Origin of the sequence: Catenuloplanes indicus (assembly GCF_030813715.1) — a bacterium.
In the GTDB taxonomy this organism is placed as follows: Bacteria; Actinomycetota; Actinomycetes; order Mycobacteriales; family Micromonosporaceae; genus Catenuloplanes; species Catenuloplanes indicus.
The window spans coordinates 2,199,134-2,214,635 of record NZ_JAUSUZ010000001.1; the positions used below are offsets into that span (position 1 = coordinate 2,199,134).

General features: G+C 71.9%; 12 protein-coding genes and 1 rRNA gene. 7 read left to right on the forward strand and 6 right to left on the reverse strand.

From position 1 onward, the window contains the following. Positions 1-35: 35 nt before the first annotated feature. Positions 36-1,553, reverse strand: a 16S ribosomal RNA gene (locus J2S42_RS10020). A 764-nt stretch (positions 1,554-2,317) separates the two neighbouring features. Here J2S42_RS10020 and J2S42_RS10025 point away from each other — a divergent pair. The 4 genes from J2S42_RS10025 to J2S42_RS10040 all read left to right on the forward strand — a co-directional run bounded on the left by J2S42_RS10025 (position 2,318) and on the right by J2S42_RS10040 (position 6,385). Next, positions 2,318-3,298, forward strand: coding sequence for a helix-hairpin-helix domain-containing protein (locus tag J2S42_RS10025; protein WP_307237852.1), 981 nt, complete (start codon positions 2,318-2,320; stop codon positions 3,296-3,298). Continuing rightward, on the forward strand, positions 3,295-4,290 hold the full coding sequence (locus J2S42_RS10030) for an OmpA family protein (protein WP_307237854.1): 996 nt from the start codon (positions 3,295-3,297) through the stop codon (positions 4,288-4,290). The genes J2S42_RS10025 and J2S42_RS10030 overlap by 4 nt, the downstream gene beginning before the upstream one ends. Before the next feature lie 253 nt (positions 4,291-4,543). Further along, positions 4,544-5,197, forward strand: a complete 654-nt coding sequence (locus tag J2S42_RS10035; RefSeq protein ID WP_307237857.1) for a bifunctional 4-hydroxy-2-oxoglutarate aldolase/2-dehydro-3-deoxy-phosphogluconate aldolase — start codon at positions 4,544-4,546, stop codon at positions 5,195-5,197. A gap of 366 nt (positions 5,198-5,563) precedes the next feature. Further along, positions 5,564-6,385 carry a sugar phosphate isomerase/epimerase family protein gene (locus J2S42_RS10040; protein ID WP_307237858.1) on the forward strand — a complete coding sequence of 274 codons (822 nt, stop codon included), beginning with the start codon at positions 5,564-5,566 and terminating at the stop codon, positions 6,383-6,385. On the opposite strand, the gene J2S42_RS10045 is transcribed toward J2S42_RS10040, so the two are convergent. Further along, positions 6,360-7,511 (reverse strand): heparinase II/III domain-containing protein, encoded by a 1,152-nt coding sequence (locus J2S42_RS10045; protein ID WP_307237859.1) that lies wholly within the window; start codon positions 7,509-7,511, stop codon positions 6,360-6,362. The genes J2S42_RS10040 and J2S42_RS10045 overlap by 26 nt on opposite strands. A 291-nt stretch (positions 7,512-7,802) precedes the next feature. Between J2S42_RS10045 and J2S42_RS10050 the strand changes: the two genes are divergently transcribed. After that, the gene (locus J2S42_RS10050) at positions 7,803-8,777 is read left to right on the forward strand and encodes a chemotaxis protein CheB (RefSeq protein ID WP_307237861.1); all 975 of its coding nucleotides are present in this window, start codon (positions 7,803-7,805) and stop codon (positions 8,775-8,777) included. A gap of 84 nt (positions 8,778-8,861) precedes the next feature. Here J2S42_RS10050 and J2S42_RS10055 read toward each other — a convergent pair whose 3' ends face one another. Beyond that, positions 8,862-9,968, reverse strand: coding sequence for a sigma-70 family RNA polymerase sigma factor (locus J2S42_RS10055; RefSeq protein ID WP_307237862.1), 1,107 nt, complete (start codon positions 9,966-9,968; stop codon positions 8,862-8,864). Between the two features lie 214 nt (positions 9,969-10,182). Here J2S42_RS10055 and J2S42_RS10060 point away from each other — a divergent pair, with 214 nt between their 5' ends. Next, entirely contained in the window at positions 10,183-12,414 is a 2,232-nt protein-coding gene (locus J2S42_RS10060; RefSeq protein WP_307237864.1) for a catalase, read from the forward strand. Between the two features lie 41 nt (positions 12,415-12,455). Then, complete coding sequence (locus tag J2S42_RS10065; protein ID WP_307237865.1) at positions 12,456-12,872, forward strand: CBS domain-containing protein; 417 nt, start codon at positions 12,456-12,458, stop codon at positions 12,870-12,872. A gap of 57 nt (positions 12,873-12,929) precedes the next feature. On the opposite strand, the gene J2S42_RS10070 is transcribed toward J2S42_RS10065, so the two are convergent. From J2S42_RS10070 to J2S42_RS10080, 3 genes are read right to left on the reverse strand one after another with little or no spacing between them, the layout of a single operon-like run. Continuing rightward, positions 12,930-13,874, reverse strand: a complete 945-nt coding sequence (locus tag J2S42_RS10070; RefSeq protein WP_307237867.1) for an AraC family transcriptional regulator — start codon at positions 13,872-13,874, stop codon at positions 12,930-12,932. A 35-nt stretch (positions 13,875-13,909) separates the two neighbouring features. Then, entirely contained in the window at positions 13,910-14,824 is a 915-nt protein-coding gene (locus tag J2S42_RS10075; protein ID WP_307237869.1) for a glycosyltransferase family 9 protein, read from the reverse strand. Continuing rightward, positions 14,821-15,501, reverse strand: coding sequence for an SDR family oxidoreductase (locus tag J2S42_RS10080; protein ID WP_307237871.1), 681 nt, complete (start codon positions 15,499-15,501; stop codon positions 14,821-14,823). The genes J2S42_RS10075 and J2S42_RS10080 overlap by 4 nt, the downstream gene beginning before the upstream one ends. Between the last annotated feature and the right edge of the window lies 1 nt (position 15,502).

Here is a 15,502-nt window from a genome sequence, read left to right on the forward strand (position 1 = left end):
CTTCTTGCACCTTTTCAGGTGAAGTTGCTCCTTAGAAAGGAGGTGATCCAGCCGCACCTTCCGGTACGGCTACCTTGTTACGACTTCGTCCCAATCGCCAGCCCCACCTTCGACGGCTCCCTCCCACAAGGGGTTGGGCCACCGGCTTCGGGTGTTGCCGACTTTCGTGACGTGACGGGCGGTGTGTACAAGGCCCGGGAACGTATTCACCGCAGCGTTGCTGATCTGCGATTACTAGCGACTCCGACTTCACGGGGTCGAGTTGCAGACCCCGATCCGAACTGAGACCGGCTTTTTGGGATTCGCTCCACCTCACGGTATCGCAGCCCATTGTACCGGCCATTGTAGCATGCGTGAAGCCCTGGACATAAGGGGCATGATGACTTGACGTCATCCCCACCTTCCTCCGAGTTGACCCCGGCAGTCTCCCATGAGTCCCCACCATAACGTGCTGGCAACATGGAACGAGGGTTGCGCTCGTTGCGGGACTTAACCCAACATCTCACGACACGAGCTGACGACAGCCATGCACCACCTGTCACCGCCCCCGAAGGACCCCCCATCTCTGGAGGATTTGCGGTGATGTCAAACCCAGGTAAGGTTCTTCGCGTCGCATCGAATTAATCCGCATGCTCCGCCGCTTGTGCGGGCCCCCGTCAATTCCTTTGAGTTTTAGCCTTGCGGCCGTACTCCCCAGGCGGGGCGCTTAATGCGTTAGCTGCGGCACAGAGGACCGGAGAGGCCCCCCACACCTAGCGCCCAACGTTTACAGCGTGGACTACCAGGGTATCTAATCCTGTTCGCTCCCCACGCTTTCGCTCCTCAGCGTCAGTATCGGCCCAGAGACCCGCCTTCGCCACCGGTGTTCCTCCTGATATCTGCGCATTTCACCGCTACACCAGGAATTCCAGTCTCCCCTACCGAACTCTAGCCTGCCCGTATCGAATGCAGACCCGCAGTTGAGCCACGGGATTTCACATTCGACGCGACAAGCCGCCTACGAGCTCTTTACGCCCAATAAATCCGGACAACGCTCGCGCCCTACGTCTTACCGCGGCTGCTGGCACGTAGTTGGCCGGCGCTTCTTCTGCAGGTACCGTCACTTGCGCTTCGTCCCTGCTGAAAGAGGTTTACAACCCGAAGGCCGTCATCCCTCACGCGGCGTCGCTGCATCAGGCTTCCGCCCATTGTGCAATATTCCCCACTGCTGCCTCCCGTAGGAGTCTGGGCCGTGTCTCAGTCCCAGTGTGGCCGGTCGCCCTCTCAGGCCGGCTACCCGTCGTCGCCTTGGTAGGCCATTACCCCACCAACAAGCTGATAGGCCGCGAGTCCATCCCAGACCGAAAAACTTTCCCGACTGATCCATGCGAATCTGAAGGAGTATCCGGTATTAGCCCCCGTTTCCGAGGGTTATCCCAAAGTCTGGGGCAGGTTACTCACGTGTTACTCACCCGTTCGCCGCTCGAGTACCCCGAAGGGCCTTTCCGCTCGACTTGCATGTGTTAAGCACGCCGCCAGCGTTCGTCCTGAGCCAGGATCAAACTCTCCAACGAAATCTAGAGAAAATCTGTCCCGACAGTCATCAAACTGCCAAAGGAATCCAACCGAAACCAAAGCTCCGGCCGGGGTATAAAACAATTGGCACTGGCTTTTCAAGCACCCTGTTGAGTTCTCAAAGAACAACCACACACCACACCGCGACCCGGGTTAACCGGACCCCGTCGTGGGGCATTTCGTTCGTTTTCGTGTCCGTCGTTTCCGCCGGGCACTTGTTCAACGTTACCCGGCCGTTTCCGCCTCGTCAAATCCGCTCTCCGTGAGGAGCTGCCGGATTATCCGAAAGCTGAGCGCCCGGATTTCCCCACGCTGACGCCCACCGTTTCCGGTGTTTGTCTTGCGAAGGGAATCCCGCGGACCGGCCGCTGATCCTTGGTACAGATCGCGCTCGCCCGGCTCCCGCTGGCTGTCCTACTCTACCCGGCCGGTTTCGCAACTCCAAATCGGGGTCCTCCCGATCCGGTCACACCACCCGGTTGCCCCAGTTCCAGCCTCTCAGCGGCTTTCGCCCTGTTCGTCCGGTTCCCCGTGGCGAAGAGAAAGTTACGCGGTCCCGGCCGTCGCGCGCAAATCAGCGTCCACCAATGATATCCAGACGCTACGTAGCCGCTACGTCACGCACTTACGCCGAGCCAAAGAACGCGAAAGTCCATATAGGATACGCGCGGTCCCCCGGACGGCCGCCGGAACCATTCCTTTTCCCACCATTCCCGCAACGGTTCTCCGTTGCGGTTCTTCAGCGTGTTTCCGGAGGTCAGGCGTGCGCTGGTTCATCATTCAGTCACTTCTCATGCTTCTCACGATGTTCGTTCTCGGCTTCTTCGCCGGACGGTTCTCACACATACGCCGACGCCCGGAAAAGGCGACGCCCGCCGCCGCCCCGGTCGAGAAGACCGACGACGAGCTGGAGCGCATCGAGGGCATCGGCGCCGCCATGGCGACCGCGCTCCGTGCGGCCGGCATCCGCACCTTCGCCCAGCTCGCGGCGGCCGACGACGCCACCAAACGCGCCGCGATCAAAACCGCTGGGCTGTCCTTCGCGCCCAGCCTCACCACCTGGAGCCGCCAGGCCCGCCTCCTCGCCGACGGGGAGGAGGCCGCGTTCCGCGCCCTCACCGCCAGGCTGATCGCCGGCCGCCCCGAACAGCAGCCCTCTTCCACCGCACACCAGCCCACCCCGGACACCGGCGACAACACCGCACCTCCCACCCCCACCTCCGGCGCCTCCCCCGCTCCCGCACCACAGGCCTCCGGCACAGCCACGCTCCCGGCACCACAGAGCCCCGGCGCGACGACAACTCAGATCCGTCAGAGCGCCGGCACCACTGCGGCTCCGGCGCTCCCGACCCCCGGCGCAACCGCAGGTCAGACGTCCCGGGGCCCCGACGCGATCGCGGCTCAGACGACAGCAGCACCCAGTGCAACCACGACGTCAACGGCGCAAGACAGCGGCGCCACCACGACGCACGCGCCCGAAGGCGCTACCGCGACCACGGCTCCGGTGACCCCAGGGTCCGCCGCGCCGGCGAGTCCCGCGCTCCAGGACCCGAAAGGAACCGCGGCGCCGGTAACCCCGGAAGCCGGCGGGGCCGGGACACCGAACAGCCGGAAGGGCCGAAGCCGTGCCGAGCGGCGGGCCGGGGCGGCGGCCGAGCGGCACGACGGCGGCGGTGCGCAGAAGGCGGCCGTGGCCGGTGGCGAGCCTCAGGGTGCGGTGCGGGACGCGGAGGTTGCGCGATGACGACGCGTCGGCGGCTTCTGTTCGTGTGGCTGGTGTCGGTGATCGGCATGGTCGCGGTCGTCGCGTTGCAGGTCGGCCCGAACCGGCATCGCATGGAGGACGACCTCACGCGGCGGTCCGCGCAGGCGCTGGCCGAGGCGGGCGGGCTGCCGCCGGTCGAGGTCGCGTTCACCGGGCGGGACGGCGTGCTCCGCGCCGGTGACGAGGCGGCCGCGTCCCGGGCGCGGGAGATCGTCTCGGGGCTGGAGGGCGTGCGCACGGTGCGGACCGTGGTGCCGCCGGCGGCCGAGCCGGTGCGTCTGCCGGCTCCATCCCTGCGGGTGACCGTCGCGGCCGGCCGGGTCGCGCTCACCGGTACGGTGCCGAGCGCGACCGACCGCGGGCCGATCCGCGACGCGCTGGACGGGTTCGCCGCGGTCGACGACCGGGTCTCGGCCGGCGACGTCACCGGTGACGGGCTCGCCGGGCTGCCCGGGTTGCTGGGGGTGCTGCCGCGCGAAGCGGCCGCTCTCACCGTGGATCTGCGGGACGGTGTGCTGACGCTGGCCGGTACCGCCGGGTCCGAGGTGGAGTGGGTCGCGCTGACCACGGCCGCCCGTGACACCGGGCTGACGGTCGTCGACCGGCTCGAGGTCGTGGGCCTCGGCGAGCAGCTGGCCGACGTACCCCCGTTGTTGTTCCCGGAGGGCAGTGCCTGGCTGTCGCCGCAGGCGCAGCGGAACCTGTGGCGTGCCGCGGGTCTGCTGAACGCGTATCCGAGCGCGACGGTCCGGATCGAGGGGCACACCGACGCGTTCGAGGCGGGCGATCCGCTCAGCGCGGAGCGGGCGGCCGCGGTGCGTGACGTGCTCGTCTCGTTCGGGATCGACGGCGACCGGCTGACCGCCAGCGGCCTCGGCCACGACCGGCCGGACCGGCCCGACGACACCGACGACGGCCGCGCCTACAACCGGCGGGCGGTGCTCGCGGTCACCGGCGAGACCGGTCCCTGACCGGCGGCCGGCGCCCGGGGCGTTCCCGGGCGCCGGTCACTCGAACACGTAGTACAGCGGCCGGCCGGCCCGGTCCGCGACGCATCGTGCTCCCCGTCCGGAATCGCCGCGGACGATGGTCGCACCGGGCGGGGTGGCGTGCCCATCGGTTTTCCGGCGCGTCCGCGGCACGCCGCCGTGGTCGATAAACTCGGACAAAACACCACCACGGGGGTACGAGATCAGCGCGCGCCGGCCCGGAGCCGCGCGGCCGGTGCGTGAGTTGCCGTCGGCCGCGCAGGTGCTGGACCGCGTCTTCGCCGGGCGGGTGCTGCTGGCCGTACTGCGGGGCCTGCCGATCGACCGGACCGTGGCGCTGGCCGAGGCCGTCTGGGACACCGGTCTCGGCGTGGTCGAGGTGCCGCTGCACGCACCGTCGTCCCGGGACGCGCTCGCCGCGGTCGCCCGGCTCGGCGCGGAGCGTGGCGAGGTGGTCGGCGCGGGCGGTGTGCTCACGCCCGATCTGGTGCCGGTCGCGAAGGCCGCCGGTGCGACGTTCACGCTGGCGCCCGGCTTCGACCCGGACGTGCTGCGGGTCAGCCTCGCGGCCGGTCTCGCCCATGTACCCGGTGCGACCACGCCGACCGAGATCCAGCGGGCGCTGCGGACCGGCTGCCGGTGGCTGACCGCGTTCCCGGCCGGCCCGCTCGGCCCGCCCTGGATCCGCGCGCTCCGCGACGTCTTCCCGCAGGCCGCGCTGATCGCCACCGGCGGCGTGACCAGTGCGAACGCGGCCGACTTCCGCACCGCGGGCGCACGCTGCCTGGGCGTGGACGGCGCGCTGCTCCCGCCCGACGGCCTGGCCGCCCTAGCGGCGGCGCTGAGCCCGCTGCACGGTGCCGCCGATCCCGGCCCGGCACCGGCCTGACGCGCCGGAGCGGCACATCCCGGCCTTCCGGCCGCCGTCGTCCGGAAGCACGCGGGATCATGGCCGGCTAACGCGGCCGGCACTGGCCCCACGGCCGAAAGCCCCGACCGCGACACCGCACGGATCGCGCATCACGGCCGGGGATCGTCGGTGGCACGATGAGCTGACTCGCGGGCGAACTGGGCCGGGTCTGGCCGTAGTGGCTGCGGAAGGCGCGGATGAAGTGGCTGCTGTCCGCGAACCGCCAGCGCGCCGCCAGCACCGAGATCGGTGGTGGTGCGGCGCCGCTCAGGGCGGCGCGGGCCTGTTCGAGCCGGGCGCCCCGGTTCTACCGGTGCGGACCCGCCGGTGCCTAGCGTGGCCGTCATGGAGATCACGTTCACTCATCTGCAGCTGGCCGGCACCTTGCCGCCGGAGCCGCCGCGCTTCGGGTTCGACACGCGGCTGGCGGCGGTGTCCGGGTCCGGCGGCACCGGGCTCGCCACCCGGGTGTCCGAACTGGACCAGTTGCTGGCGACGCGCTCACCGGCCGAGCTGCGCGCGCTGCTGGACGCGCACGGCGTGCGGTTCGTGGAGCTGGAGGCGATGTACGGCTGGTTCGCCGGTGACCGCGAGCCGGAGGAGGCGTTACTGCGGTACGCGGAGACGTTCGGCGTACCGCGGATCAAGACCGCGGTGCTGCTGGTGCCGCCGGCCGTGCGGCCCGAGGCGGATCTGCTGGCGGAGCGGTTCGCGGCGCTGTGCGACCGGGCCGCCGCGGCCGGCACCACGGTGGCGCTGGAGCCGGTCGTGGTGCTGCCCGGATTCGACCATGTGGCCGCGCATGACCTGGTCCGCGCGGTGGACCGGCCGAACGCCGGCCTGATGTTCGACGCCTGGCACGTGTTCCGCGACCCGGCCGGGATGGACGTGGTGACCTCGGTGGCGGCCCGGCACGTGGCCGGCCTGGAGCTGACCGACGGGCACACGACGCCGAAGGGCACCGTCTACCAGGACTGCGTCGACGAGCGGCTGCTGCCCGGCGAGGGCGACTTCGACCTGGCCGGGCTGCTGGCCGCGCTGCGGGCGACCGGTGCGGACGTGCCGCTGTCCGTGGAGGTGCTGTCCACCACGCTGCGGGCGCTGGACCCGGCGGAGAACGCGCGGCGGACGATGGCGGCGGTCAGGTCGTTGCTCGCCCGGGTGTGAACCGGACGGTGACCTCGCCGGTGGCGGCCGGCGAGGTCACGTCCAGCGTCATCAGCGTCAGCCGGTCACCCCAGACCGCTTTCAGCTGCGGGTCGGTCAGCGTGATGTGCGCGGTGCGCGCCTGCACGTGGCCCGGCAGCGCGATGCGTACCGCCCGGTGGTCGTCGCGGAGCAACAGGCGCAGCGTGATCCGCCGTGGGCGGTGGTCGAGCCGCCACGCGTCGGTGAGCGTGACCAGATCGTCGTCGATCGTGAACGTGCGGCGCAGGGTCTCGATGCCGGCCGCGGCCGGGTAGGCACCGGCCAGGTCGAGCGTGCAGGTGCGCCCGGTCAGCCGCACGTCCCGGGCGGCGTACGCGGGACCGGGCGCCTGCTCGTGGCCGTCGATCTCCGGGACGCTGTGGAACGCGGACCGGGTGAACCAGACGCGGTAGCGGTCCGGGCCGAAGCTGTCCCGGTCGTAGACGCCGGTGCCGGCGTCGACCACGACCGGCTCGCCGCGCACGGCCAGCACGAAACTGCCGACGTCGTTGTGGTTGTGCGGTTCGTCGTTGTGACCGGCCTTCGCGATCAGGTGCAGCGCGCCGCCGCGCAGCGACGCCACCTGGGTCTCCGGCAGCCACTGCACCGGCGGCGCGGGAAAGTCCCGCGGGGCCGCGTCGCGCCAGGCCGGGTCGGTCAGCGCGGCGATTGCCCGGCCCAGCGGGCTGGGCAGCGTGGTCAGCGGGTCGTCGCCGCGGGACGCCCGGGCGAACGCGGTGATCTCGGCGTCGCCGACCGCGCGGCCGTACCGGTGCAGCAGCGCGGGCGAGAGGTGATCCTTGCGGGCGCGGCCGTCCGTGCGCGGCACCCGGGCGGTGCCGTCGCCGAAGCTGGCGCTCCAGTCGCCGCCGAGGTGCACGGTGAGCGGGAACCGCGCGATCCGGTGGATCAGCGGATCCGTCCAGACATCATCGGGTACGCCGAGCAGCTCGAGCGCCTCGAACAGCCGCGCGCCGGAGTGCCACCAGTAGGAGATGCCCTCCGGGCAGCCGCCGTCGCCGGGCACGCCGGCGAGGTAGGCGTCCAGGCTGCGCACGGCCGACTCGATGATCGGGCCCGGGTCGTCGTCGCCGGTGAGCAGCACGCCAGCGGGTGAGCGTCGGCTGCGGCCAGGGCGTGCCCGGTGTCTCGTCCGCGATCGCGGTGATCGCGTCCCGGGTGGCCGCCGGGACGTCCGCGAACGCGGCCCGGTCGACGGCGGCGCGGGGTGCGAGCCGGCCCCCGCGGAGGGCGGCGGTCAACGGACCGGGCTGCTCGGTGCGCATGGCGGCCGACCGTAGCACCGGACGCGATCGCAGTACACGCTCAGATCGCCTCGAGCACGCGCTGGTGCAGGCGGGGGTTCGCGTCCGGGGCGCCGGGGTATGCAGTGCCGATGACACACCGGGACGTCATCGCGGTGGGCGCGTCCGCCGGAGGAGTCGAGGCGCTGCGCGCGCTCGTCCACGGGCTGCCGGCCGGGCTGCCCGCGGCCGTGCTCGTGGTGCTGCACATGCCGCGGGAGGCGCCGAGCGCGCTGCCGGCGATCCTGAACCGGCACTGCGCGCTCCCGGTGACGGCCGCGGCCGACGGTGAACCGGTCACGCCGGGGCGGGTCCACGTGGCACGGCCCGGTCATCATCTGCTGCTGCTCGGCGACCGGCTACGGCTCAGCCACGGTCCGTCCGAGAACGGGCACCGGCCCGCGGTCGACCCGCTGTTCCGGTCCGTCGCCCGGGCGGCCGGGCCACGCGCGATCGGCGTGGTGCTGTCCGGGGCACAGGCGGACGGCGCGTCCGGTGCGTACGACATCGCGCGGCGCGGCGGCCTGACCGTGATCCAGGATCCGCAGGACGCGCTGTACCCGTCGATGCCGATGGCGGTGGCCGCCCGGCGCGCAGCGGATCATGTCGCCACCGCGGCCGAGATGGGTGACCTGCTGGCGAGGCTCACGTCCGTACCGTTGCCGGAAGGTCTTGATCTGGACATGGATCCGCGCCTGGACGACGAGGTCGCGATCAGCGACGCCGCGGCCCGCACCACGGACGGAGTGCCCGGCGCCACGCCGTCCGGGTTCGGCTGCCCGGACTGCGGCGGCAACCTGTTCGAGGTGGGCGGCGAGCCGATCCCGCACTTCCGCTGCCGGGTCGGGCATGCCTGGTCGTCGGAGAGCCTGCTGGACGAGCAGGACGTGGCGACCGAGGGCGCGCTCTGGACCGCGCTGCGGGCGCTGGAGGAGAAGGCCGCGCTCAGCCGCCGGATGGCCGGCCGGACCTCGGTGGGCCGCTACCGGCAGACCGCGGACGACGCCGACCGCGCGGCCACGCTGATCCGCCAGCTCATCGACCGGATCGCCGACCGCTCGTCATGAGGCAGGAGCCGGCGGGGCGGCACGCACCGGCAAGGCCGCACGCACCGGCAAGGCGGCGTGGGCAGGCCGGCGGGGCACCACCGGTCAGCTCAGCAGCACGCCCAGGCCGGTCGCCCGGATGAGCTGCTCCAGGTACGGCGAGACGCCGGTGTACCGCAGGCCGACGCGGCGCGCGGCCGCGATCTCCCGGACCGCCATCAGCGCCCGCATGCCCGCCGCGTCCAGCAGCGGCACGCCGCTGAGATCCACCTCCAGGCGACTCGGCCGCCCGGTGGAGAGCGCGCCCATCAGCCGGACCCGCAGCTCGCTCGCGTTGTCCCGGTCGATCTCGCCGTACAGGCGGATCACCCGGGTCCGGCCGGGTGCGCTGGTCACCACCACGCGCACGCCGGGCTCGTCGGCCTCGCCCGGCCACGGCGGCACCACGTCGGTCAGCATCGCGGTCCGTAGCCAGGTCAGCGCGCGGCTGAGCAGCCGGGACACCTGCATCTGGGAGATGCCGAACTGGTCCGCGATCTCCGCCTGGCTGAGGTTGCCCCAGAAGCGCAGCGCCAGCATGCGGCGGTCCCGGCGCGGCACGCGCAGCAGCAGGTCCTCCAGCGTGGTGCGGTCCTCGACCGCGGCCAGGTCCGGGTCCAGCGCGCCGAGCAGGTCACCGATCTCGGTGTCGTCCGCGTCCGAGATGCGACGATTCAACGACTCGGACGAATAGCCGGCCAGCGAGGTGCGGGCCGCGCGCACGTCGGACTCGTCCACGCCGAGGTAGCCGGCGATCTCCGCCTGCGTCGGCGGGCGGGAGAAGCGGGCGGTCAGCATGTCCGCGGCGCGCTTCACCTCCAGGCCCAGGTCCTGCAGGCGGCGCGGCACGTGCACGCTCCAGGTGTGGTCGCGGAAGTGCCGGCGCAGCTCACCGCGGATGGTGACCACGGCGAACGCGGTGAACGAGCCGCGCTCCGCGTCGTACCGGTCGACGGTCTTGACCAGGCCGATCCGCGCGACCTGCTCCAGGTCCTCCGCCGGCTCGCCGCGTCCGCAGTAGCGGCTGGCCAGCCGGCCGGCGAGCGGCATGGCGGCGCGGATGAAATCCTCCCGCAACCGGTCACTCGCGGCCGGGCCCGCGCTCGCGCGCGCCCGGGTGTACTCCTCGGCGCACAGGTCGAGGTCGAGCTCTTCACCGACGAATGCCGACATGCGGCGGCCCCACTCTTCAGACTCCGCGTGAGCCGTCCGGCCCCGCGGCCCGGTTCCTTCCCTCGGTTTGCCACCTGAAACCACAATTGCCAGACTCGCACAGGCTAATGCTCTAAGTAACTATTCGATCACCTTTAGTTCTGGTGGAAGCCCGTTTGGCACCTCAGTGCCCGGGTATGCGGGTCATGCAGACCGAACTCGAAGGGGCTACCGCATGGAAGCGCGCAAGATCGTCGACGCGGTGAAGGACGCCGTGGAAGCCGTCACCGAACCCACGGTCCCCGGGACGCCGGGCAGCGGCACACCGGGCGTGGCGGAGCCGACGACGCCGCGCGAGCCACTCCCGCCGAAGAGCGATCAGGGCACGCCGGAACCGGTCACGCCGACCGGCTTCGACACCGGGGCCCCGAAGACCGCCCGCGGCCAGCAGGGCGCGTACCTCACCACCGCGCAGGGCGCCCGGCTCCGCGACACGGATCACTCGCTCAAGGCCGGCCCCCGCGGCCCGATCCTGATGCAGGACCACCACTTCCGCGAGAAGATCACGCACTTCGACCACGAGCGCATCCCGGAGCGCGTGGTGCACGCCCGTGGCACCGGCGCGCACGGCGTGTTCACCGCGTACGGCAGCGCCGAGGCGATCACCAGCGCCGGGTTCCTGAAGAAGAACGCGGAGACACCGGTGTTCGTCCGGTTCTCCACCGTGCTGGGCTCGCGCGGCTCCGCCGACACGGTCCGCGACACCCGTGGCTTCGCCACCAAGTTCTACACCAGCGAGGGTACGTTCGACCTGGTCGCGAACAACATCCCGGTGTTCTTCATCCAGGATGCGATCAAGTTCCCGGACATCATCCACGCCGGCAAGCCGCACCCGGACCGGGAGATCCCGCAGGCGCAGAGCGCGCACGACACGTTCTGGGACTTCGTGTCGCTGCACACCGAGGCGCAGCACCACACCATCTGGAACATGTCCGACCGGGGCATCCCGCGCTCGTACCGGCACATGGAGGGCTTCGGCGTCCACACGTTCCGGATGGTCAACGACGCCGGCGAGACGGTGCTGGTCAAGTTCCACTGGAAGCCGAAGCTCGGCGTGCACTCGCTGGTCTGGGAGGAGGCGCAGCTGATCGCCGGCGTCGACCCGGACTACCACCGGCGCGACCTCTACGACGCGATCGAGGCGGGCGCGTACCCGGAGTACGAGCTCGGCGTGCAGGTCTTCCCGGACACGCCGGACGAGACGTTCGCCGGCATCGACCTGCTCGACCCGACCAAGATCGTGCCGGAGGAGCTGGCCGAGGTGCAGCCGATCGGCCGCCTCGTGCTCAACCGCAACCCCACGAACTTCTTCGCCGAGACCGAGCAGGTCGCGTTCCACCTCGGCCACCTGCCGCCCGGCATCGACGTCACCAACGACCCGCTGCTGCAGGGCCGCCTCTTCTCCTACGTCGACACGCAGCTGACCCGGCTCGGCGGGCCGAACTACTCGCACATCCCGGTCAACCGGCCGCATGCTCCGGTCAACGACATGCTCCGGGACGGCTTCCACCAGCAGGCCGTGCACGCGGGCGTGGCGCCGTACAAGCCGAACTCGCTGGACGGCGGCAACCCGTTCGAGACCACCGAGAAGGCGTTCGCCGACCTGCCGGTCCGGGTCGCCGAGTCGACGAAGGTACGGGAGAACCCGGTCTCGTTCGACGACCACTACTCGCAGGTGCGGCTCTTCTGGCAGAGCATGACGCCGGTGGAGAAGGAGCACATCGTCTCCGCGTACACGTTCGAGCTCGGCAAGTGCTACGAGCAGGCGATCAAGGAGCGTCAGCTGCTCGCGCTCGCCAACATCGACGCGGACCTGTGCGCGCAGGTCGCGGCCGGGCTCGGCCTGCCCGCACCGGCCGCCACGGTCGAGCCGGCCGAGGTCGCGCCCAGCCCCGCGCTGTCCCAGCTCGGCCAGGAGTGGCCGGCCGACGGCCGGATCATCGGCATCGTGGTCGGCCCGGACGGCGCCGACGGTGCCGGTGCGGTCCGCGAGGCGATCCTGGCCGCCGGGGCGCTGCCGCTGATCATCGCGCCGGCCGGTGGCAAGGCCGGTGGCCTGGACGTGCAGCGCACGTTCAACACCGCGCGGTCCGTGGAGTTCGACGCGATCCTGATCGCGGACGCGGCCACCCCGGCCGCGGACGCGATCCCGGCGCGGGACGCCAAGGCCGGTGCGGCCGGCGCGCTCGCCGTCGACCCCCGGGTGCGGCTGCTGGTCGAGGAGGCCTGGCGGCACGCCAAGCCGGTCGGCGCCTGGGGCACCGGCACCGCCGTGCTGGAGCAGGCCGGGATCACCGGCACGCCCGGCGTCTTCCTCGCCGAGTCCGGCCCCGGCGCGCTCACCACGCTCCAGCAGTTCCTCGCGCGGCACCGCGTGTGGGACCGCTTCCCGGCCACGCTCGCCTGATCCCCCGGGCGAGCGACCCTTCTCAACGCAGAGGAGACCAGATGACCACCGCTCGCGAGATCATGACACCGGACGCCACCTGCGTGGGCGAGCAGGAGACGCTCGCCGACGCCGCCCGCAAGATGGCCGAGCTGGAGGTCGGCGCGCTGCCGATCTGCGGCACCGACAACCGCCTCAAGGGCATGCTCACCGACCGCGACATCGTGGTGAAGGCGGTCGCACAGGGCCGCAATCCCGCCGATGTCCGGGCCGGCGACCTGGCCCAGGGCAAGCCGGTCACCATCGGCGCGGACGACGACACCACCGAGATCCTCCGCACCATGAGCAAGCACCAGGTCCGCCGTCTCCCGGTCATCGACGGTCACGACCTGGTCGGCATGGTGGCGCTGGCCGACGTGGCCCGGGCACTCCCGGACAAGCCGACCGGCGACCTGCTCGACGCGATCAGCAAGCCCTGACCACCCGCTCCCATCCGGCGACGGGCGTTCCGCTTCCGGGCGGGGCGCCCGTCGCCGTCACTCGCGGAGCGTGCGGGCCGGCGTTTCGCCGAACAGCGCGCGGTACTGCCCGGCGAACCGGCCGGGGTTGGCGAAACCCCAGCGGCGGGCCACCTCGCGCACCGTGACGCGGCCGGCCGGGTCGGCGGAGCGCAGTTCCTGGCGCACCCGTTCCAGCCGGACGCGGCGCAGGTACTCCAGCGGCGTGGTGTCCAGGTGGCGGCGGAACGCGATCTGCAGGCCGCGCGGCCCGACGCCGGTGGCGGCCGCGATCTCCATGATCGTCAGCGGCTCGGCCGCGTGCTCCTCCATGAACGCGATCGCCCGCCGGACCGCGGACATCGGCTCCCGGCCGGGCGAGCGGCGGTGCCGGGCGTTCATCATGCTGTTCGGGAAGACCGCGAGCGCGGACGTGGCGGCCAGCCAGCGCAGCTGGTCGACGAGCAGCGGCGGCAGCGCCGGCCCGGGCGCGGTGAGCTGCCGCACCAGGTAGCCGGTGGTCTCGGCCCAGTGCCGGCGCAGCTCCGCGTTCACCGGCGTGAACGAATCGAAGCGCAGGCCCGGCTCACCGGCGACCGCGGCGACGCAGCCGAGCGGTAGCTGGACGAACATCATGGTGGTGTCGCCGTACTCGCCGCCGGACACGATGCCCTCCGGGTAGACCACGCCGTCGCCGCTGCCCAGCAGCAGCTCCTGCCGGCCGATCCGGATCTGCGCCTTGCCACCGGCGATCACCCCGGCGGTCACCATCGGCATCGGCGGCACGTCCGCGCCGTAGCGGACGCCGGTCAGCCGCACCCGGAACGCACCGAACTCCCGGTAGGCGACCGACCGGACCGCGAGATCCGTGACGTCCGCGTCCGCGAACGAGACTCGGGCCCGGTGCCGGATGATCCGGTTGACCGCGTCGGCCACCACGTCCCGATCGTGGGTGACGACCTCCATACGCTGCGGCGTGTCCACGAGCCGACCTCCCCTGAAGGCCGACATTACCCCCGTCACACGTGCACGATGGGGTGAGTCTCGCGAAGCACCTCCGCCACGGTGACCTTCAGCAGCGCCGGGTGGACGCCGGGATCGGGCGAATCACCCCGTTCCACGCGCACACCGTGCCAGATCGCGCGGTGCCGGGGCCGGTCCGGCGGCGGGCCCCAGCGGCTCGGCGGCATCGGGCCGAACAGCGTGACCGACGGCGTGCCGAACGCGGTCGCCAGGTGCGCCACGCCGGTGTCGCCGCTGACCAGCAGCCGGGCGTGCGCGATCAGCCCGGCCAGCTCGGCCAGCCCGGTCTCCGGTACCGACTGCGGCCCCAGCCCGGCCCGGCCGGCGATCTCCAGCGCGAGGTCCCGCTCGGCCGCCGACCCGGTCACCATGACCCGGTGCCCGTCCGCGGCCAGCGCGCGGGCCACCTCCGCGTACCGGTCGGCCGGCCACCGCCGGGACGGTGACTTCGCACCGGGGTGGACGATCGTCACGCCGTGCGGCACCTCCACCGGCGGCGGCCGAAGATCAAGATCGGTTTCATCCACCGGCACGCCGTGGAAGCGCAGCAGCCGGGCCCAGCGCGTCACCTCGTGCACGTCGTCCGGCCAGTCCGGACCGCCGGGGAAGTCCGGGTGTGCGAACGCCCAGAGCTTTCCCGGCCGTACCGCCAGCAGGGCCTGATGGCTCTGCGGCCCCCGGCCGTGCAGGTTGACCGCGAGTGCGACGCCCGGCAGCGGCGGCAGCGGCGCGTCCAGCCCGGCGCACGGCACCACCCGGTCGACGCCGCCGATCAGGTCGATCAGCGGCGTCAGCCAGGTGGGTGCGGCCAGCGCGAGTTCCGTGGACGGGAACGCGGCCCGCAGCGCGCGCAGCGCGGGCACGCCGGTGGCGAGATCGCCCACGCCGAGCGCGCGAAGCACCAGGATCACGGGTACGAGCTCTCCCGCTCGGCCGCGATGACCAGCTCGCGGACCGCGGACCCGGCCGGCTGCCGGAGCGCGAACAGGATCGCGTCCGCCACGTTCGCCGGGTCGTTGAGCACCGCGTCCGGTCCCGGCTTGTACCGCTCGTCCCGCTCGTCGAAGAACTTCGTCCGCATCCCGCCCGGGATGACCAGCGTGACGCCGACCGTGCCGGCCAGCTCGGCCGCGAGCGCCCGGGTGAAGCCGACCACGCCGAACTTCGCCGCGCAGTACGCGGTCGCGTCGCTGACCGCCTTGATCCCGAGCGTGGACGAGATCGTGACGACGCCGCCGTGCGACGCCTCCAGCGCCGGCAGCGCGGCCCGGATCACCGCGGCCGTGGCCAGCAGGTCGACCATGACGATCCGGTCCCAGACGTCGCCCGGCACGTCCCGCAGCGCGCCCGGCACGTCGAAGCCGGCCGCGGTGACCACGCCGTCCAGGCTGCCGCCGGCCCGCTCGATCAGCTCCCGGGTGGCCGCCTCGGCCGCGCGTGTGTCGGCCAGGTCGCACTCGATCCACTCGACGCCGTCCGCGGGCGCCTGACGGTCGATGACCAGCGGACGCCCACCGGCCTTGGCGACGGCGTCCACGACGGCGGCACCCAGGCCGCTCGATCCGCCGGTGACGATGACTGCATCCATG